Source organism: Mesorhizobium sp. USDA 4413 (assembly GCF_056280365.1).
Genome location: NZ_JBVPRP010000001.1, coordinates 685,820 through 703,515, shown reverse-complemented (window position 1 = coordinate 703,515; position 17,696 = coordinate 685,820). Strand labels below are relative to the sequence as shown.

At 64.9% G+C, this 17,696-nt stretch carries 16 protein-coding genes; 6 read left to right on the top strand and 10 right to left on the bottom strand.

The features are described from left to right. Nucleotides 1–14: 14 nt before the first annotated feature. On the bottom strand, nt 15–1,283 hold the full coding sequence (locus ACVMIM_RS03575; protein WP_041000522.1) for an ABC transporter substrate-binding protein: 1,269 nt from the start codon (nt 1,281–1,283) through the stop codon (nt 15–17). Between the two features lie 106 nt (nt 1,284–1,389). Between ACVMIM_RS03575 and ACVMIM_RS03570 the strand changes: the two genes are divergently transcribed. Then, nucleotides 1,390–2,259 carry a helix-turn-helix domain-containing protein gene (locus ACVMIM_RS03570; protein ID WP_476110473.1) on the top strand — a complete coding sequence of 290 codons (870 nt, stop codon included), beginning with the start codon at nt 1,390–1,392 and terminating at the stop codon, nt 2,257–2,259. Between the two features lie 7 nt (nt 2,260–2,266). On the opposite strand, the gene ACVMIM_RS03565 is transcribed toward ACVMIM_RS03570, so the two are convergent. The 3 genes from ACVMIM_RS03565 to ACVMIM_RS03555 form a co-directional block, all read right to left on the bottom strand. After that, nucleotides 2,267–3,640 carry a sensor histidine kinase gene (locus tag ACVMIM_RS03565; protein ID WP_476110471.1) on the bottom strand — a complete coding sequence of 458 codons (1,374 nt, stop codon included), beginning with the start codon at nt 3,638–3,640 and terminating at the stop codon, nt 2,267–2,269. 123 nt (nt 3,641–3,763) lie between these two features. After that, the gene (locus ACVMIM_RS03560; protein WP_041000520.1) at nt 3,764–4,441 is read right to left on the bottom strand and encodes a winged helix-turn-helix domain-containing protein; all 678 of its coding nucleotides are present in this window, start codon (nt 4,439–4,441) and stop codon (nt 3,764–3,766) included. A gap of 458 nt (nt 4,442–4,899) precedes the next feature. Beyond that, nucleotides 4,900–5,697, bottom strand: a complete 798-nt coding sequence (locus tag ACVMIM_RS03555) for a COG4705 family protein (protein ID WP_476110469.1) — start codon at nt 5,695–5,697, stop codon at nt 4,900–4,902. A 181-nt stretch (nt 5,698–5,878) separates the two neighbouring features. On the opposite strand from ACVMIM_RS03555, the gene ACVMIM_RS03550 reads away from it, so the two are divergent. Continuing rightward, complete coding sequence (locus tag ACVMIM_RS03550; protein WP_476110467.1) at nt 5,879–6,511, top strand: methyltransferase family protein; 633 nt, start codon at nt 5,879–5,881, stop codon at nt 6,509–6,511. Nucleotides 6,512–6,783: 272 nt separating this feature from the next. Here the strand turns inward: ACVMIM_RS03550 and ACVMIM_RS03545 are convergent, their stop codons facing one another. The 6 genes from ACVMIM_RS03545 to ACVMIM_RS03520 form a co-directional block, all read right to left on the bottom strand. Continuing rightward, nucleotides 6,784–6,999 (bottom strand): hypothetical protein, encoded by a 216-nt coding sequence (locus tag ACVMIM_RS03545; protein ID WP_278049828.1) that lies wholly within the window; start codon nt 6,997–6,999, stop codon nt 6,784–6,786. Beyond that, nucleotides 6,996–7,751 carry a COG4280 domain-containing protein gene (locus tag ACVMIM_RS03540; RefSeq protein ID WP_476110465.1) on the bottom strand — a complete coding sequence of 252 codons (756 nt, stop codon included), beginning with the start codon at nt 7,749–7,751 and terminating at the stop codon, nt 6,996–6,998. The genes ACVMIM_RS03545 and ACVMIM_RS03540 overlap by 4 nt, the downstream gene beginning before the upstream one ends. A 26-nt stretch (nt 7,752–7,777) precedes the next feature. Then, nucleotides 7,778–8,821 carry an ABC transporter ATP-binding protein gene (locus ACVMIM_RS03535; protein ID WP_476110463.1) on the bottom strand — a complete coding sequence of 348 codons (1,044 nt, stop codon included), beginning with the start codon at nt 8,819–8,821 and terminating at the stop codon, nt 7,778–7,780. Next, entirely contained in the window at nt 8,818–10,614 is a 1,797-nt protein-coding gene (locus ACVMIM_RS03530; protein WP_476110461.1) for an ABC transporter permease, read from the bottom strand. The genes ACVMIM_RS03535 and ACVMIM_RS03530 overlap by 4 nt, the downstream gene beginning before the upstream one ends. A 22-nt stretch (nt 10,615–10,636) precedes the next feature. Further along, nucleotides 10,637–11,641 (bottom strand): ABC transporter substrate-binding protein, encoded by a 1,005-nt coding sequence (locus ACVMIM_RS03525; RefSeq protein ID WP_476110459.1) that lies wholly within the window; start codon nt 11,639–11,641, stop codon nt 10,637–10,639. An 84-nt stretch (nt 11,642–11,725) separates the two neighbouring features. Next, nucleotides 11,726–12,628 (bottom strand): MurR/RpiR family transcriptional regulator, encoded by a 903-nt coding sequence (locus ACVMIM_RS03520; protein ID WP_476110457.1) that lies wholly within the window; start codon nt 12,626–12,628, stop codon nt 11,726–11,728. A gap of 237 nt (nt 12,629–12,865) precedes the next feature. Here ACVMIM_RS03520 and ACVMIM_RS03515 point away from each other — a divergent pair, with 237 nt between their 5' ends. From ACVMIM_RS03515 to ACVMIM_RS03500, 4 genes are all read left to right on the top strand, one after another. After that, nucleotides 12,866–13,885 (top strand): LLM class flavin-dependent oxidoreductase, encoded by a 1,020-nt coding sequence (locus tag ACVMIM_RS03515; RefSeq protein ID WP_476110455.1) that lies wholly within the window; start codon nt 12,866–12,868, stop codon nt 13,883–13,885. A 206-nt stretch (nt 13,886–14,091) separates the two neighbouring features. Continuing rightward, a complete protein-coding gene (locus ACVMIM_RS03510) occupies nt 14,092–15,057 on the top strand; it encodes a substrate-binding domain-containing protein (protein ID WP_476110453.1) in 966 nt (321 codons plus the stop codon). Between the two features lie 132 nt (nt 15,058–15,189). Then, nucleotides 15,190–16,689: a sugar ABC transporter ATP-binding protein gene (locus tag ACVMIM_RS03505; protein WP_476110452.1), complete on the top strand. Its 1,500-nt coding sequence runs from the start codon at nt 15,190–15,192 to the stop codon at nt 16,687–16,689. Then, a complete protein-coding gene (locus tag ACVMIM_RS03500) occupies nt 16,686–17,693 on the top strand; it encodes an ABC transporter permease (RefSeq protein WP_476110450.1) in 1,008 nt (335 codons plus the stop codon). The genes ACVMIM_RS03505 and ACVMIM_RS03500 overlap by 4 nt, the downstream gene beginning before the upstream one ends. Nucleotides 17,694–17,696: the final 3 nt, after the last annotated feature.

The window sequence follows — 17,696 nt, the reverse complement described above, 5'->3', positions numbered from 1 at the left end:
GGGAAAGCGGCGCTCTACTTCACCGGCAGGCCGGTCGCGGCGGCGATCTGCTTGGCGGCGTCATCGAGCGCGGCCTTGGCGTCGGGATAGCCGTTGGCCAGATATTTGGTCTGCACGGCCCGCAGGATGATCTCGGCGTCGCTCTGGAACTGCGTCCCGCGGCTCGGCACCACCTTGGGGAGCGTCGCCAGGATGTCCTTCCAGACGGCCTGGCCGCCCCAATAGGGCTGCGGCTGCGAGACGTAAGGATCGTCGAGCGCCGAGATCAGCGACGGCACCAGGCCGAAATCCTTCAGCATGGTGATCTGGCCCTCATTGGTCTCCAGCGTGTATTTCAAATAGGCGTAAGCCGCTTCCTTGTTCTTCGAGGCCGAGGTGATGGCGAGCGACGAGCCGCCGAGATTGGCCGCGCGCGGGCCGTCGGCGGTCAGGCTGGGCATTAGATAGACGCCCCATTTGCCGCTCTCCTTGGGTGATTCGGTGCGGATCGTGCCTTCGTACCAGCCGCCATAGACCTGGCTGGCGACGGTGCCGGCGGTGTTGTTGGTGATCTTGGTCGACCAGTCGGCCGACGAGACGATGCCGGCGTCCTTCATCTCCTTGACCTTGGCCATGGCGTCGACGCATTTCGGCTCGGCCACGGTGATCGACTGGCCGTCCTCGGCGAAATAGCCGCAGCCCTGTTCGTTGGAGATCATGCGGAAAAACTCGGTGTCGCCGTTGAAATCCGCATTGGTCATCGACACGCCGGGATTGGCGGCCTGGATCTTCTTGCCGGCGGCGATGAAATCGTCCCAGGTCTTGATCGAGGCCGGGTCGACGCCGGCCTTCTCGTAGAAGTCGCGGCGATAGAAGACGGCGACCGGGCCGGAATCCCAGGGCATGGCATAGGCCTTGTCGCCGACTTCGAGCTCGGTGCGCTTGAAATCGGGGAATTTCTTCTGGTCTTCCGCCGTGTAGCCCAGCGTGTGCAGGTCGACGAAACAGTCGGGAAACTGGCTCCAGTAGTTCTCGGCCTCGCCGTTCTCGATCGAGACGATGTCCGGCAGGCCGACGCCGCCGGCGGCGCAGCCGGCGATCGACTTGTCATAGGTCGGCTGGTTGCCGAGGTCCTGAACCGTGACCTTGATGTCGGGGTATTTCTTGTTGAAGCCCTCGACCGTTGCCTTCAGCGACGAGGCGGCGATGTTCCAGCTCCAGATGGTGATTTCGCCGGACTGCGCCAGGGCCGGGCCGGAACCCAGGGCAAGCATAAGCGCGGCGCAGGTCAGTGTAGTGCGCATTGAAATCCTCCCATTTCATTTGCTCTCTCACCGTGAGCGTGGCTAGACTATGCGGCGCGGAAGGCTTGTCCCCGACGAAGGGAATAAGAAGTTGGCGGAAAGTAAGATGCCGGAGCGTCCCTTCTACCAGCCTGGCGCGAGCAGTGTCGAAGGACTGCCGCTCATGCTGCAGATGTTCCACAACCACCCGCTGGTGATGCTGAAGCCGCATTGGCACGCCCAGGTGGAGGTGAACTTCATCGTGCAGGGTTCGGTGCATTACCGCATGGCCGAGCACGAAATCGCGCTGTCGGCCGGCGAGATGTGCCTGTTCTGGGGCGGCCTGCCGCACCAGATGGACGATCTTTCCGACGACGCGATCTATGCCGGCGCGCATCTGCCGCTGGTGCATTTCTTCCGCCTGCACCTGCCGGCCGACATACGCCACAGGCTGATGACCGGCGCGACGCTGGTGACCAACGCCACCGACCAGTCGGATAACGACAATTTCAAGCGCTGGAACGAATATGCGCGCTCGGGCGATCCGGCCAAGGCCGAGCATGCCGTCAACGAGCTGCTGCTTCGGCTCGAGCGGGTGCGCTTCGAGCCTTACCGGCTGGTGCCGGAAAGGCTGGCCGGGCAAGGCGCCGGCAATGCTTTCGACCAGCAATCCTCGCGCAATGTCGGGCGCATGTGCGATTTCATCGCTGAGAATTTCCTTTACGATATCGACTGCGTGACCATCGCCGCGGCCGCCGACATCCATCCCAAATATGCGATGAGCCTGTTCAAGAAATCGACCGGCATGACGCTCAACGAATATGTCAATCTGTTGCGTCTGAGCTACGCGCAGGCGCTGTTGATGCATGAGGACGCCAATGTGCTGAGGGTCGCCATGGAATCGGGCTTCGGCTCGCTCAGCGCCTTCAACAAATCGTTCCGCAAGCTCGCCGGCATGTCGCCCTCCGATTTCCGCCGTGCGGCCGCCGCGCGGTAGCGGATCATCAGGCGCACACGACGGCCGGAAAGCTGACGGTGACGCCGAGACCCGGATTGCGGTCCTCGAGCATTATCGCGGCGCCATGCAGGTCGGCCACCGCCTTGACGAGACTCAAGCCCAGGCCGCTGCCCGGCGTGGTGCGGCTGGCATCCAGCCGGTAGAGTCGGCGGAACACTTTTTCGCGCTCCTCGGCGGGGATGCCTGGGCCATTGTCATTGACGTGAACGAGGACATGGCCGCCTCCGCCGGTCACCGACAGCTCGATCGCGGTGCCCGGCGGGCAATGCCTGAGCGCGTTCTCGACCAGATTGGCCAGCATCTGCATGAGCAGGTCGCGGTCGCCGTGCACAAACCATTTCGTCTCCGGAACGATCACCGTGGACAGGGACTTGCCGTCGTCCTCGGCGACATCGGCATAGACTTCGCCGATGGTCTCGACGATCGGCCCGACATCGAGATCGACGAAGCGCGCCTTGCGGGCGCCGGCCTCGATCTGGGCGATGCGAAGAAGCGCGTCGAAGGTGCTGTTGATCTGCTGGCTTTCGGCGCGGGCGTCGGCCAGCTCGGTCGAGACGTTCTCGCCCGATGCCGTCTTGTCGGCCGCGGATTCGAGGATCATCTGCAGCCGGTTGAGCGGCGTCTTGAGATCATGGGCGATGTTGGCGCTCACTTCCCGCATGCCGTCGACCAAGGCCGAGAGGCGCTCGAGCGCCGCATTCACCTGGGCCGAGACGGCGTCGATGTCGTCGCCATTGCCTATCAGCGGAATGCGCGCATCGAGCCGTCCATGCGAGACGTCGACCATGGTGCTGGCGATGCCGTCGAGGCGCCGCTGGACGCGCGAGGCAAGCACGGCGCCGCCGCCGACCGCCAGGCCGGTGATGAAGAGCGTCGCCCAGCCGAAGCTCATCAACACGATCCTTTCGAGATCCTCGGTTTCCGAAAGCGAGAAGGCGACCGTCAAATTGTTGCCGCCGACCGTGCCGGAATAGGCGCGATACTCGGTACCAGGCGACACACCCGGCAAGTCGGCGGCGAACATGGAAAAGCCCTCCGGCAGGCCGGATGCGGTGAAATCACCCGCGAGGCGGTTACCGTTCTTGTCGGTGAGGGAAAAGATCTCATCCTTGTCCTGGCTGAACTGGGCATGGTCCCTCACTGCGGTGGTGAGATCCTCTTCGTCGCTCTCGGCATAAGTCGCGGCGATGAGCGAATAGGTCTCCTTGATCGATTGATCGAGCTGCCTGGCGAGCGAGGCGCTCATCAGTTGATAGACGATCGCGCCCGACAGGATGAAGGCCAGCAGGAACAGGAAGGCGAAGGTCAGCGCCAGCCTGAACGGCGTGCTGCGCAGCAGGTTGGAGCGCGTCTCGCTCATCCCAAACCTATGGCCGGCGACGCGCCGATCCCAGAGCCGCACATGCGTTCAAACCTCCTGCGGCAATTCCAGGAAAAGCGCATAGCGGTTTTCCGTCCGCAAATCCATCAATGCCGAACCGCTTCAGGCCGGAACATGCAGGCTATAGCCGGTGTTGCGCACGGTGTGGATCAGCGGCACGTCGAAGGGCCTGTCGACCTTGGCTCTCAGCCGGCTGATATGCGTCTCGACGACACTGGTCTTGGGATCGAAATGAAAATCCCAGACGCGCTCCAGAAGCATGGTGCGGGTGATGACGCGGCCCTCGCCGCGCATCAGCACTTCGAGCAGGCTGAACTCGCGCGGCTGCAGATCGATCAGCTGGCCCTGCCGGGTCACGCGGCGCTGAATCAGGTCCATCTCGAGATCGGCGACGCGCAAAGCCGTCTTCTGCTCCTGCGCCGCCGGCCGGCGGCCGAGCGCGTTTATGCGCGCAAGCAGCTCGGAAAAGGCGAAGGGCTTGACCAGATAGTCGTCGCCGCCGGCTTCCAGGCCCTCGACGCGGTCGTCGACACCGCCGATCGAGGTCAGGAAGATGGCCGGCGTGCGGATGCCGGCTGCGCGCACCGCCTTGATCATCGACAGGCCGTCGAGGCCCGGAACCATGCGGTCGGCGACGATCACGTCATAGGCGTTGCGGGTCGCGGCGAAGAGGCCGTCATGGCCGTCGCGCAGCAAATCGCAGACGTGGCCGGCCTCGGTCAGTCCCCTGACGATATAGTCGGCGGTTCTCGGATCGTCTTCAACAAGCAGAAGTCGCATCGCCCCGTGCTGTCCTTGCCGCCTCAACCTCACCGGCATGGTAGCGCCGGCTGCGGCTTTTTCTTGGCTGATAGTCTTCGTTGATGCGGCTCCGAACCGACCATCTGTCTTTACGCGCTTGCAGACCGAAAACCGCTACACATTTTTGAGAGAGCCGTTTTAGCGACAGGCACGACGCGGTCCGAAACCCATTCCACGCTTTTCGGCGCCCCAGTTCCCCGACACAGGGATTTTGAAAGGTTGCCGTTTGTCTTGGTGTAAGATTTTCCATTATTTCCGTGAAATCAGCGCAAACACTGGGATCGGTTGAAGCCGCCCAACCTCGTCATTCTAGGGTCTTCGCGACGGAGCTTCGCTCCTGCTCCGCCCTAGAATGACGATCTGATGGGCGTTTTCGGCTAACCTCCAACGTATGCCACCTGCCAACGCAAACAGCCGACCGGTCAATCCCAGTGCCACTAGTCGAGCAGCGCAAGGTCGTCCTCGTCGATCATGCTCTTGAGGGTCATGTAAAGAACGATGACCACGATAGCGCCGAGGAAGGTCAAGCTGGTGGCGGTGGCGCCGAAGCCCATGCCGCCATATTCCACGGGCTTTGAGAGCAGGTCGCCGAAGGAGGCGCCGAACGGCCTGGTCAGGATATAGGCGAGCCAGAAGGCCAGGATGGCGTTCAGCCTGAGGAAGAACCAGGCAAGCGCGATCACGGCGACCACGCCGCCAAAGATGAGGCCAGTGGTGAGATAACCCAGGTCGAAACGCTCGGCCACCAGGTCGCCGGCAGCGGTGCCGAGCGAGAAGGTGAAGAGGATCGCCAGCCAGTAGAAGATCTCGCGCCTGGTGGTGACGATGGTGTGGATCGACAGGGTCTTTTCGGCGGCGTACCAGGCGATGAAAGTCAGCGCCAGCACGACCGAGAAGACGATCGTCGCCGTCTCCAGCCGCACGCCGAAATTGTCGACGAGGTTGTCGGTGACCAGGGTGCCGACGATGCTGATCAGGACCACGGCGAGCCAATACGCCCAGGGCACGTAGCGCTTCTGCGCAAACTGCAGGACGAGCGCGACAATCAGAATGCCTGTCATGATGAGCGACGTGACGGTAAGGCCGAGGCCGAGATTGACGGCGAGATAATCGGCCGCCGTCTCGCCCATGGTCACCGCCATGATCTTGATCAGCCAGAAATCGACGGTGACGTCCGGGACCCGGTTCAATTCGAAATCGTGTTCGATGATCGTTGCGGTCATGGCGATGTTCATTTCCGGTCTCCGCTCGAAAATGGCGGCGATCGTCAGGCTAGACAGGCGAAATCACCGCAGCCTGTCCGCGCTCTTACAAATTCGTAAGGTCGGCCAAAAACATCGGGCGAGCCTCGCCATCACGCGGCGGAGAAGCTAGAGAAGCCTTGGTGTCCCGTCGGCGCCGGAGCGGTGAGAAAGAATGGCCTACACGTCCCTCAAATCGGCGCCGAACGCGTTCGACCAGCACAAGCGCCTGATCGTCGTGCAGGTGGCCGCCGTGCTCGCCCTGATCCTGCTGCTGTTCGGCAAGCCGGCGCTGGCCGAAGGGTCGGACGGGCACGAGATCGTCGAAACGATCGGCTTCGCGATGGTGCTGACCTGCTTTCTTGGCCGGCTGTGGAGCATCCTCTTCGTCGGCGGCAGGAAGAATGACGAGCTGGTCATGTGCGGTCCGTTCTCGATGACCCGGAATCCGCTCTATTTCTTCTCGACCGTCGGCGCGGCCGGCATCGGGCAGATGTTCGGCTCGGCGTTAGCGGCTGGAATGCTCGGACTGGCGAGCTTCCTCGTCTTCCGCGTCACCGCGCGCAAGGAGGCCGAATATCTTGCCGGCAAGTTCGGCGCCGCTTACGCGGCCTATGCCGAGCGCACGCCGTCCTTCTGGCCGAATCCGCTGCTTTACCGCGACGAGGCGCACTGGCTGTTTTCGACCAGCGCGCTGCGGAACACGTTCCGCGACGGGCTCTATTTCCTGGCCTTGTTTCCGATCATCGAGGCGGTCGAGCATTTGCGCCTCAGCGGGGACCTGCCGACGCTTTTCACGGTTTATTAGGTTTCCGGCGCGGATTTGACCGGCGGCTATCTTTGCCGGCAAGCGGCATACGTTGGAGATTGGCTGAAGCGCTTGTCCGATCCATGCCGTTACTTCGAAGCGTCACAACGGTGCAGAATTCTGCTCCGCTGCATTCCACGGCTTAGGTCACGGCATGGATTCCAGGGTCTCCGCGACGCCGCTTCGCGGCTGCTCCGCCCTGGAATGACGAAGCTGTGGGGCTTCCGTCAGTCTCCAGCGTTTGCGCTGATTTCCCAGAAAATGCAGGCCGATCAGCGCGCCTTGTCGCGCGCGGCGCGGCGGGTGCTCTCCAGAAGAATTGCCAGGCAGCCGGCGAGAAGCAGGAAGCCGCCGATGAGCGGCTGCAGCGCCAGCAATTTCACCGCGGCGGTGATCAGCGCGATCAGAATCAGCGCCAGCAGCGCCAGACTGCCGTCGTCGACGAACATGCCGACGAGCTCCTTGAAGACAAGACGGATCACGGTCATCGGGCAACTCCTTCGGCGGGCGCCGGGTAAGCGCCGCGCAGCCAGCGCACGATGGCGAAGGATGCAACGGCAATGACGGCGAAGATGGCGAGCAAAGCGAGGTCTTCGCCCGGCCATTCGGCGCCGAGGCCCTCGCCGGTCCAGAACACGCCGAAACTGGTCAGCATCAGCCCGACGACAAATTTCAGGGCATTCTCCGGCACGCGCGCCAGGGGCCGGTGCACGGCAAGGCCGACCAGCGTCACCAGCACGAAGGCCGCCAGCGCGCCGAGGCCGGCATAAAGCGTCTGGCCATGCGCGGCGCCGACGGCAATGACGATGAACACCACTTCGACGCCCTCGAGCAGCACCGCCTTGAACGACGCGACGGCCGCCAGATAGTCGGCGCGGCGGTCGGCGGCCTGCCGCTGCAAGGCAGCCGTCTCCTTGGAAAAGGCCTGCTCCTCGTCATGCAGCGCGATGACGCCGACGCTGCGCAGGATCGCCTTTCTCAGCCAGCGCATGCCGAACAGGATCAAAAGCACGCCGACCACGAATTGCAGGACGGTGATGGGGACGAGCGCCAAAAGCGGTCCGAAGGCCAGCACCAGCACCGCCAGCAGGGCGAGCGCCAGCGCCGCGCCGGTCAGCGCCGGGCGCCAGCTGCGCGTCACGCCGACGGCGAGCACGATGGTGAAGGCTTCGACCACTTCGACGAAGGACGCCAGGAAAGAGGCCGTCACGGTGGAAAGTATGGGCGTCAGGCCATGCATCAAGGCATCCTACAGTTCGGGAATCATCAGTCGGCGAGAACGATACAACGCTCCGGCGGCAACGAGAACGCCAGCGACGAGCCGACCGGCGGCGCCTCCGGCCAGTCGAGGCGGACGCGTTGCGGGCCAAGCTCCACCGCCAGCCGCCAGCAGCGGCCCTGGAAAGCGCTCGACAGCACTTTGCCCCGCAGGCGGTTTGCGGGATGCGCCTCGGCCGGCCGGGCATCCTCCGGACGCACCACAAGCATGCCGTCGCCCGGCTTCGCGCCGGGCGTCGCCAAGCTGTCGGCGGCGGCGCCCCTCGGGCTGAAGAGCCCGTCGCGCACGGTGCCCGGCACGACCGAAAAGCCGCCGATGAACCCGGCAACGAAGGAATCGGCCGGCGCCTCGTAGATCGCCCGCGGCGTGTCGAACTGGGCGATGCGGCCGTCGCGCATTACGGCGATGCGGTCCGAAACGGCCATGGCTTCGGCCTGGTCATGCGTCACATAGATCACGGTCGCCGCCTCGCGGCGCACCAGATCCATCATCTCGATGCGCATGTCCTCGCGAAGTGCCGCGTCGAGATTGCTGAGCGGTTCGTCGAACAGCATCAGGGCGGGCCGCGCCGCCAGGCAGCGGGCGATGGCGACGCGCTGCTGCTGTCCGCCCGAGAGCTCGGACGGGAAGCGGTCGCGATAGGGTACAAGCCGCGTGACCTCCAGCGCATGGCCGACGCGGGCGGCGATCTCCGGTTCGGCGAGGCGCTGCGCGCGAAGCCCGAACGACAGATTGCCCGCCACCGTCATATGCGGCCACAGCGCATAGTCCTGGAACACCATGCCGATCCGGCGCTTTTCCGCCGGCAGGACCGATCTTTCGCTCCAGACGACACGGTCGCCGAGCGTGATCGTGCCCCTGTCGGGGTCGACCAGTCCGGCGATGCTGCGCAACAGCGTGGTCTTGCCGGAGCCGCTCGGGCCGAGCAGCGAGACGACCTCGCCGGCCTTGATCGCAAGGTCGAGATTGCTGAGCACGGCGCGCCCGCCGAGCGACTTCGAGATGCCGGCGCAATGGAGCGAAGCGGTCATGGCGGCTCTCCCGAGGCGGCGGGGATGGCTTGGTGGCGACCGAAGGCAATGATGCGCTTCAGCGGATACCAGATCAACGCCGCCGCGCCGCCGGCGGCAGTCATGGCGGCAAGCGCGATCGCGCAGGCCAGCCCGTCGCGATCATGGCTGAACAGCTTCAGGATCAGCGTCGGCGCCGGCGGGCCGCTTTGCGGGATGAGCATCTGCGACATCGGCAATTCGAACACGGTGCGGATGAAGGTGAGCAGGAAGGCGGTGACGACGCTGAGCAGGATCAGCGGCAAGGTCACCGATATCAGACGCCGGACCGCGCCGACGCCGGAGAGCCGCGCGGCGTCGGTCAGGCTCGGCGCTAGCTGGCCGATGGCCGAGAGGATGACCACCAGGCAATAGGGCAGCGCCGCCGCGACATAGCCCATGACCAGCAGCGAGCCGTCGCCATAATGCGGGAACGGCCAGTCGCGGAAGCCGGGCAGCCGGTTCCAGACCAGGATGTAGCCGAAGCCGAGCACGATGCCAGGGATCGCGACCGCGCCGAGCGACAGGCCCAGCACCGCGGTGCGCATGACGGGGCTCGAACGATCGAGCCGGGCCGACAGCAGCAGGGCCAGCGTGCTGGCGATGATTGCGGTGAGGCCGGCATAGAAGAGGCTGCGCACCAACCCGTCATTGGCCGCCGTGTTCAGGCTGAGCGCCGCGCCGATATTGGCAAGCGTGAAATTGTCCGGCGCCAGGCCGTGGCCGAGCGTGCTGGTGAGCGCCCTTACCGCGATCGCGCCGAGCGGCAGGATCAGCGCCAGGAAGGCGACCAGCAGCGCCAGCGCGAAAACGAGCCAGCGCCACGCGCCAAGATCGTAGCGCCGGGCCGGCCGGGCGCGTCCGGAGATGGGCTGCGGATCGGCGCGGCGGCGCAGCAGCCTGTCGCCGACGACCACGAGCAGAACCAGCGCCAGCAGCACGAGGGCCTGCGCGCCGGCGGCGGGAAAGTCGACCGGGTAGTCGCTTGCCGCCGCGTAGATGCCGTAGGTCAGCACGCCGAAGCTCGACATCCTGGCGATCGTCGACGCCAGCCCGAAATCGGAGAGCACCTCGGCGAAGGTGGCGATGAAGGAGAGCATGATGGCCGGCGCCAGCAAGGGGCCGTTGACGCGCAGCCAGATCCTGAGCGGTCCGGCGCCCGAGAGACGCGCGGCGTCTTCCAGCTCGCTGCCAAGCCCCGCCAGCGCGCTGCCGATGATGAAGACCGCGAGCGGGAAGAGGCTCAGCGTATGCACGAAGACCAGGCCGGCCAAGCCGAAGAAGGAAGCGCCGAGCCAAGGCGGCAAAAGGCCGAGCTGCGCCAGATAGCCGCCGGACGACATCAAAAGCACCCAGGCCAGCGCCTTCAGGTAGGATGGCGTCAGGAACACCAGCCAGGGCACCAGCGAAATCGCGCCGCGCAGCGGTATGTCGCAACGCTGCACCAGCACGGCAGAGGCGCCGCCGAGGATGGTCGTCGTCAGGGCCGCAAGCAGGCCGAGCTCCAGCGAATGCAGGATCGAGCCGGCGACATGGGGCGAGGAGAAGATGCGCGCGAGCGGTTCGGCGCTGAAGAGGCCTTGCGCGCCCTCGGCCGCGAACAGGCCGGGCATCACGGCCTGCAGCAGCACGAGCGCCAGCGGCAGGCCGATCAGCAGCGCGAAGACGGCGTAGACCGCCAGCGGTCCGGCAAGACGCGCCAGCGCGGGCGAGCGCCTGCGCGCCCACCCGCTCGAGCCGATGCCGCCGGCGGCGGCATCGAATTTCTGCACCATCGTCATTGCCTGGCGAGCACGGTCACTGGACGAATTTTTCCTTGTACCACTGCTTCCACTCCGTCTCGTGCGCCGAGGCGGTCGCGTCGTCGAGATGGGTGTAGGCGATGTTGGTCTCGAGGCCGGGCTTGGGATTCACGCCCTTGATGATCGGGATGAAGAAGAAATCGGTGTCGTCGCCGTTCTGCATCGCGGCCTGGCCCTCGGCGCTGGTGACGAAGTCGATGAATTTGCGCGCGGCGTCCATGTGCTGCGTCTTGGCGCTGATGCCGAGGCCCTGCGGCAGCGAGACCGAGCCTTCGCTCGGATAGACGGCGACGACTGGCTCGCCGGCGGCGATCTTGGAGAAGATGGCACTGTCCTGGTTGATGCCGACCGCGGCGTCGCCGGTGAGCACGGCCTTGTTGACCTTGCCGCCGCTGGAGAGGCCGGAGAGCGACTTGTTGGTCAGCGTCTTGGCGAGCAGCGCCTTGCCGGCGTCGACGCCATTGGTCTGGAACAGGCCGGCAAGCCACTGATAGGCCGGGCCGGAAAGGTTCGGGTCCTTGGCGGCGACGCTGCCGGCGAAGCCCTCAAGGTCGGCCCAGGATTTCGGCATCTTGTCGGCCTTGACCTTCTTGGTGTTGACCTCGATGGCGGTGGTGCTGGTGCCGGTCGGCAGGAAGGCGTGGCTCCGCGGGATCAGCGACTTGCCGAGATCGGTCCAGGCGATCTTGTCATAGGCCTCGGCCGGCACCGGCTGCAGCACATGGTCGGCCGCCATGCGCTCCATCACGGCCGAGCCGTCGAGCCAGACGATGTCGAATTGCGGGTTGCTGCCCTCGGCGGCGATCTTGCCCAGCGTCTCGCCGGTGCTGCCGGGCTCGACGACGTCGACGGTCAGCCCGGTCTTGGCCTGAAAAGCCTTGGCGACCGGACCGGCGAAGTCGAGCGCGTCGTAGAGCACCAGGTCGGCGGCGCATGCCGGCGCGGCAATGGACAGAGCCGTCAAACCAAAGGCAAGTCCAAGCGTTGTCTTTATATTCATATCGCTCTCCTGTTGTTTCGAAAGGCAAAGTAATGCCAATTCTATATTAGTAGCGTTTGGCTGACATTTTTATGTCGGCGGCGATTACTTCTTGCGTGTCCCGCGTTTTATCCATGCCTTGTCGATCGCGCCGCGCAGGCTGCTCAGCCGGTCCAGGCTGTCGAACGCGGTCTCGCCGGCTTTTGCCGCGAGCGCGATGATCATTGCCTCGATGAGCACCATGGTGCCGCCATGGGTGGCGAGGTGGTCGGCCTTGCCGCGCGGAACCGGCAGCGTGGCCGCGATCCTGTCGGAGACGAGCGGCCCGAGATTGTCGCTGATCAGCACCACCGGCACTTCATGCAGGCCGGCCTGGTCGAGGACGATCTCGACCTCGCGGTAAAGCGGCGCGTAGGCCATCATCAGCACGGCGTCACCGCTTTCCAGCCACAGCAGACGGTCGGCGAGCGCGACGCCGGAAACCGACAGCGCGCTGCTCGGCAGACCGATCCTTTTGAATTGCAGGGCCGCGTATTCAGCCATGGCGCCCGACGGGCCGATGCCGAAGATGTGCCGGCGGCGGGCGGCGGCCAGGAGGTCGACGGCGTCGGCGAAGGCCGCTTCCATGTCGGGCTGCTTCAGCGCCTCGAGCGCACTTTCATGGAGGCCGACGACATGGCGCAGTGCCGAGGCGCTGTCGCCGCCCGTCTCCTGCAAGGTGCGGGCCAGCCGCTTGCCGGGCGAGGCCGTTCCGGTCAGGTCCGCGAGCAGCACCTGGCGCAGCGCCGACAGGCTGTCGAAGCCGAGGGAGCGCGCGGTGCGCACCACGGTCGCGTCGCTGGCGCCGGCAAGGGCGGCGATCTCGGCCGCCGATCCAAGCAGCACCGCCTGTTTCTGGCTGACGAAGAAGCGCGCCATGCGCTGTTCGGCCGGCGGCAGGGCTTCCAGCGCCGCCTCGACGCGGTCGTCGAAGGCGCTTTGCCGGTCGGCGGGATTTTCGGATGTCATGGTGGCCGGCCATTCGTCGGGAAGGTTCGTAGCGATCGCTACGGCGGCGACATTCCGAAATGTTCATTACACCCGTATGACAGCACATCCGTGTGACAGCGCCAGGATGCCTAGGCCCGTGCCGATTGACGGTCTGTATCCGTTCGGTGTCCGTTGTATCGCGGCCCCGCCCTGGCTATCTGCTGGAGCAACAAGGAGTTCGAGCGGTCAGTGGGCCGCTGCAGCAGGAATGGAGCCATGAAGAAGATCGGATTTCTGTCGTTCGGGCATTGGTCGCCCTCGCCGCAATCGGGCACGCGCTCGGGCGCCGATGCGCTCTTGCAGTCGATCGACCTCGCGGTCGCGGCCGAGGAGCTCGGCGCCGACGGCGCCTATTACCGCGTCCATCATTTTGCCCGGCAGCTCGCCTCGCCCTTCCCGCTGCTTGCCGCAGCGGGCGCCAAGACCAAACGCATCGAGCTCGGCACCGCCGTCATCGACATGCGCTACGAGAACCCGCTTTACATGGCCGAGGACGCTGGTGCTGCCGACCTGATCGCCGGCGGGCGCCTGCAGCTCGGGATCAGCCGCGGCTCGCCCGAGCAGGTGATCGATGGTTGGCGCTATTTCGGCTATGTGCCGGAAGAGGGCAAGACCGACGCCGATATGGCGCGCCGGCACTCGGAGATCTTCCTCGACCTGCTGCGCGGCGAAGGCTTTGCCCAGCCCAATCCGCGGCCGATGTTCCCCAATCCGCCCGGCCTGCTCAGGCTGGAGCCCTTCTCGGCGGGCCTGCGCGAACGCATCTGGTGGGGCGCGGCCACCGATGCCACAGCGGTCTGGGCGGCCAAGCTCGGCATGAATCTGCAGAGCTCGACGCTGAAATTCGACGAGAGCGGCGAGCCGCTGCATGTCCAGCAAGCCAAACAGATACGAGCCTATCGCGCCGCCTGGAAGGAAGCCGGCCATGCCAGGGAGCCGCGCGTCTCCGTGAGCCGCAGCATCTTTGCCCTCGTCAACGACATGGACCGCGCCTATTTCGGCGGCAGCGAGGGCGAGGACCACTTTGGCTATATCGAGCCGGAAAAGCGCGCCGTGTTCGGCCGCACCTATGCCGCCGAGCCTGACAAGCTTGTGGAACAGCTCAGACAAGACGAGGCGATCGCCGAGGCCGACACGCTGCTGCTCACCGTGCCTAACCAGCTCGGCGTCGACTACAACGCCCATGTCATCGAGTCGATCCTGAAGCACGTCGCGCCGGCGCTGGGGTGGCGGTGATTGGCGAAACGGCAAAGCGCTTGATCTCCCCCGCAAGGGGAAGATCAAATTTCACGCCGGCTTTCGCCAATCGCCAATGTCAGCTTCGGGCTAGTGGTCTCTCGTCTGTCGCACCCCTTGATATTGACACCCGCTGAATTCAGGCTCTACTTTGACGCGTAATCGGTTACGTAACCGATTACGGCTCAATCAAGTGGAGGAGACTAATGAGCAAGATTCCGAACACGCACGGGCTTGGCCCGTTCTCGCGCCGTCAGTTTCTGAAGACCAGCGCGCTGGCCGCCGGCGCGCTGGCGCTGCCGCTTGGACCGGCTTTTGCCGCCGACAAGCCGAAGGTCGGCCTGGTGATGAAGTCGCTGGCCAACGAGTTCTTCAAGCAGATGCAGGCCGGGGCGGAGGAGTATGCGGCCAAGAACAAGGACAAGTTCGATTTCGCCGCCGTCGGCATGAAGGACGAGCGCGACTTCGCCGCCCAGGTCGACGCCATCGAGAACTTCATCACCCAGAACTACAACATCATCGTCGTGGCGCCGGCCGATTCGAAGGCGATGGTCACGCCGATCGCCAAGGCGCTGAAGGCCGGCATCAAGGTCATCAACATCGACGTGGCGCTCGACGAGGACGCCAAGAAAAAGGCCGGCATCGACCTCGCCTTCTTCGGTCCGGACAACCGCGCGGGCGCCAAGCTCGCCGGCGATGCGCTGGGCAAAGCGCTGGGCAAGGGCGGCAAGGTGGTGATCCTGGAAGGTAATCCGGAGGCGGACAACGCCAAGCAGCGCAAGCTCGGCTTCGACGATTCAGTGAAGGAGTACGGCCTCGACCTGCTCGATTCCAAGACCGCGCATTGGGAAACCGAGGAAGCCAACACGCTGATGACCAACTTCCTCACCCAGCATCCCGATATCCAGGGCGTAATGGCGGCGAACGACTCGATGGCGCTCGGCGTCGTCAAGGCGATCGACGCGGCCGGCAAATCGGGTCAGATCAAGGTCGTCGGCTTCGACAACATCCCGGCCGTCGGCCCGCTCCTGAAGAGCGGCAAGATGCTTGCCACCGTCGAGCAATATGGCGCGCAGATGGCGGCCATGGGCATCGACTACGGCCTGCGCGAGCTTGCCGGCGAGAAGTTCTCCGGCTGGGTCAAGACCGACATCAAGCTGATCACCGCATGAGGCGAGGGAGCCGCCGGCACTCCCTTCCGGCGATCCGCTTCGTCTCTCCGTGACCGCCGCCGACAGTTCCGGCGGCGGTGACGGAGCGCCGCTATCGCCGCGGACGTGAGCGATTTAGGGTTCTGCCTGCCCATGGATGCGATTCTCTCCCTTGAAGGGGTCGGAAAGATCTTTCCCGGCGCCGTCGCGCTGAGCGACGTGTCGCTGGGAATCGCGCGCGGCGAGACCCACATCATCCTGGGCGAGAACGGCGCCGGCAAGTCGACGCTGATCAAGCTCCTGGCCGGCATCTACCAGCCAGACTCGGGCACGATCGCCTTCAACGGCCAGCCCTACCAGCCGAAGACCCCGCACGACGCGCAGCAGAGCGGCATTCGCATCGTGCACCAGGAACTGAACCTTCTGCCCTATCTCAGCATCGCCGAGAATCTGATGCTGGAAAACCTGCCGCGCCGCGCCTTCGGCATCGTCGACCGCACGGCGCTCAACAGCCGCGCCGTGGCCCTGCTCGAGGATGTCGGTCTCGACATCGATCCGCGCACGCGCGTCGAGGCGCTCGGCGTCGCGCAGATGCAACTGGTCGAGATCGCCAAGGCGCTGAGCTACGATTCGAAGCTCTTGGTGCTGGACGAGCCGACGGCGACGCTGACGCCGCCCGAGATCGAGCGGTTGTTTTCCATCATCAAGCGGCTGAAGGCCAAGGGTGTCACCATCATCTATATCTCGCACCGGCTGCATGAGGTGTTCGAGATCGGCAACCGGGTGACGGTGCTGCGCAACGGCAGGCTGGTCGCGACCCGCGATCTCGAGGGCCTCGGCGTGCCCGATCTGGTGCGCATGATGATCGGCCGCGACATTGCCGACGAATATGGTTTCGACGCGTCGATCGTGCCGGGCAAGGTCGCGCTCCGCGTCGCCAATCTGAAGCGCGACGCTTCCACTCCGGAGATTTCTTTCGCCGTTCGCCATGGCGAGATCCTCGGCGTCGCCGGGCTGGTCGGCAGCGGCCGCACCGAAGCCATGCGGGCGCTGTTCGGCGCCGATCCGAAACTCGACGGCGTCGTCGAGATCGGCGGCAAGCCGGTGGCGATCGCCGCGCCCAAGGATGCGGTGCGGCATGGCTTGAGCCTGCTCACCGAGGACCGCAAGGGCCAGGGGCTGCTGCTCGACATGGCCGTCGACAGGAACATCACCATCACCGATCTGAGCAAAGTCTCGCGCAACGGGCTGCTCAACCGCCGTGCGGAGGCAGCCGCGGCCAACGATCTGGTCGGCCAGTTGCGCGTCAAGGCAAGCTCGATCGAGCAGGCGGTGCGCAATCTTTCCGGCGGCAATCAGCAGAAGGTGGTGCTGGCGAAATGGCTGTTCCGCGGCACCTCGACGCTGATCCTCGACGAGCCGACGCGCGGCGTCGATATCGGCGCGCGGCGCGAGATCTATCAGCTTCTGTGGATGCTGGCGGCGCAGCAAAAGGGCATCATCATGGTGTCGTCCGACCTGCCTGAATTGATGGGCATGTGCCACCGCATCATCGTCTTTTCCAAGAACCGGATCGTCGGCGAGGTGCCGCGATCCGAATTCGACCAGGAGCGCATCCTGTCGCTCGCCTATCAGGAGTATGTGCGACCATGAGCGAGACGACCGCTTCCGCGCCTGTTTCACCCGGAAGGGCAAAATTCCTGCGCTTCCTGGTGCGCGACGCCGGCGTGCTCTTGGCGCTGGTGCTGATCACCTTGTTCTTCTCGGCCACCGCGCCCTATTTCGCCACGTCCGGAAACGCGCTGAAGATCTTCGTGCAGATCGCCATCAACACCGTGCTGGCGGCCGGCATGACCTTCGTCATCCTGACCGGCGGCATCGACCTTTCGGTCGGCTCGGTGCTGGCGCTCTGCACCGTGGTCGGCGCCACCGTGATGATAAGCGAGAGCCTGTCGCCGGCGGTCGCGATCACGCTGGCGCTGATCGCCTGCATGGCAACGGGCGCGGTGTGCGGCTTCCTCAACGGCTGGATCTCGACGCGCTGGAAGATCCCGTCCTTCATCGTCACGCTCGGCATGCTCAACATGGCGGCGGGCGCGGCCCGCGTCGTCAGCGACAATTCGACCATCACGGGCCTGCCGCAGAGTTTCGTCGATTTCGGCAATCTCATCATCGGCGGCTTCCTGCCGTCGATCTTCCTGATCGCCGTGCTGGTGATCGCGGCCGGCTGGTTCGTACTGCGCTTCACAGTCTTCGGCCGCATGATCTTCGCCGTCGGCACCAATGACGAGGCGGTGCGGCTGTCGGGCCACAATCCGGATTTCTACAAGGTCGCCGCCTTCACCATCAGCGGGCTCACCGCCGGCATCGCGGCCATGGTCTATCTTCTGCGCCTCAACATCGGCAGCCCGATCGCCGGCGTCGGCTACGAGCTCAATGCGATCGCCGCCGTCATCATCGGCGGCACCAGCCTCAGCGGCGGCAAGGGCTCGATCATCGGTACGCTGGTCGGCGCCTGCATCCTGCAGGTCTTGAGCACCGGATTGCAGCTGCTCGGCGTCGGCGACAATTTCAAACCCATCGTGATCGGCCTTGTCATCGTGCTCGCGGTCATCCTAGACGCGTATCGGGAGAGGCTGCTGCGGAAGATTCGGTAGGAG

Excerpts from the sequence above, each read along its gene's own strand:
- ACVMIM_RS03560 (WP_041000520.1), bottom strand. The coding sequence starts at position 4,441 with ATGCGACTTCTGCTTGTTGAAGACGATCCGAGAACCGCCGACTATATC.
- ACVMIM_RS03550 (WP_476110467.1), top strand. The coding sequence starts at position 5,879 with ATGGCCTACACGTCCCTCAAATCGGCGCCGAACGCGTTCGACCAGCAC.
- ACVMIM_RS03570 (WP_476110473.1), top strand. The coding sequence starts at position 1,390 with ATGCCGGAGCGTCCCTTCTACCAGCCTGGCGCGAGCAGTGTCGAAGGA.
- ACVMIM_RS03520 (WP_476110457.1), bottom strand. The coding sequence starts at position 12,628 with ATGACATCCGAAAATCCCGCCGACCGGCAAAGCGCCTTCGACGACCGC.
- ACVMIM_RS03545 (WP_278049828.1), bottom strand. The coding sequence starts at position 6,999 with ATGACCGTGATCCGTCTTGTCTTCAAGGAGCTCGTCGGCATGTTCGTC.
- ACVMIM_RS03565 (WP_476110471.1), bottom strand. The coding sequence starts at position 3,640 with ATGAGCGAGACGCGCTCCAACCTGCTGCGCAGCACGCCGTTCAGGCTG.
- ACVMIM_RS03540 (WP_476110465.1), bottom strand. The coding sequence starts at position 7,751 with ATGCATGGCCTGACGCCCATACTTTCCACCGTGACGGCCTCTTTCCTG.
- ACVMIM_RS03575 (WP_041000522.1), bottom strand. The coding sequence starts at position 1,283 with ATGCGCACTACACTGACCTGCGCCGCGCTTATGCTTGCCCTGGGTTCC.
- ACVMIM_RS03555 (WP_476110469.1), bottom strand. The coding sequence starts at position 5,697 with ATGAACATCGCCATGACCGCAACGATCATCGAACACGATTTCGAATTG.
- ACVMIM_RS03500 (WP_476110450.1), top strand. The coding sequence starts at position 16,686 with ATGAGCGAGACGACCGCTTCCGCGCCTGTTTCACCCGGAAGGGCAAAA.
- ACVMIM_RS03530 (WP_476110461.1), bottom strand. The coding sequence starts at position 10,614 with ATGGTGCAGAAATTCGATGCCGCCGCCGGCGGCATCGGCTCGAGCGGG.
- ACVMIM_RS03510 (WP_476110453.1), top strand. The coding sequence starts at position 14,092 with ATGAGCAAGATTCCGAACACGCACGGGCTTGGCCCGTTCTCGCGCCGT.
- ACVMIM_RS03505 (WP_476110452.1), top strand. The coding sequence starts at position 15,190 with ATGGATGCGATTCTCTCCCTTGAAGGGGTCGGAAAGATCTTTCCCGGC.
- ACVMIM_RS03515 (WP_476110455.1), top strand. The coding sequence starts at position 12,866 with ATGAAGAAGATCGGATTTCTGTCGTTCGGGCATTGGTCGCCCTCGCCG.
- ACVMIM_RS03525 (WP_476110459.1), bottom strand. The coding sequence starts at position 11,641 with ATGAATATAAAGACAACGCTTGGACTTGCCTTTGGTTTGACGGCTCTG.
- ACVMIM_RS03535 (WP_476110463.1), bottom strand. The coding sequence starts at position 8,821 with ATGACCGCTTCGCTCCATTGCGCCGGCATCTCGAAGTCGCTCGGCGGG.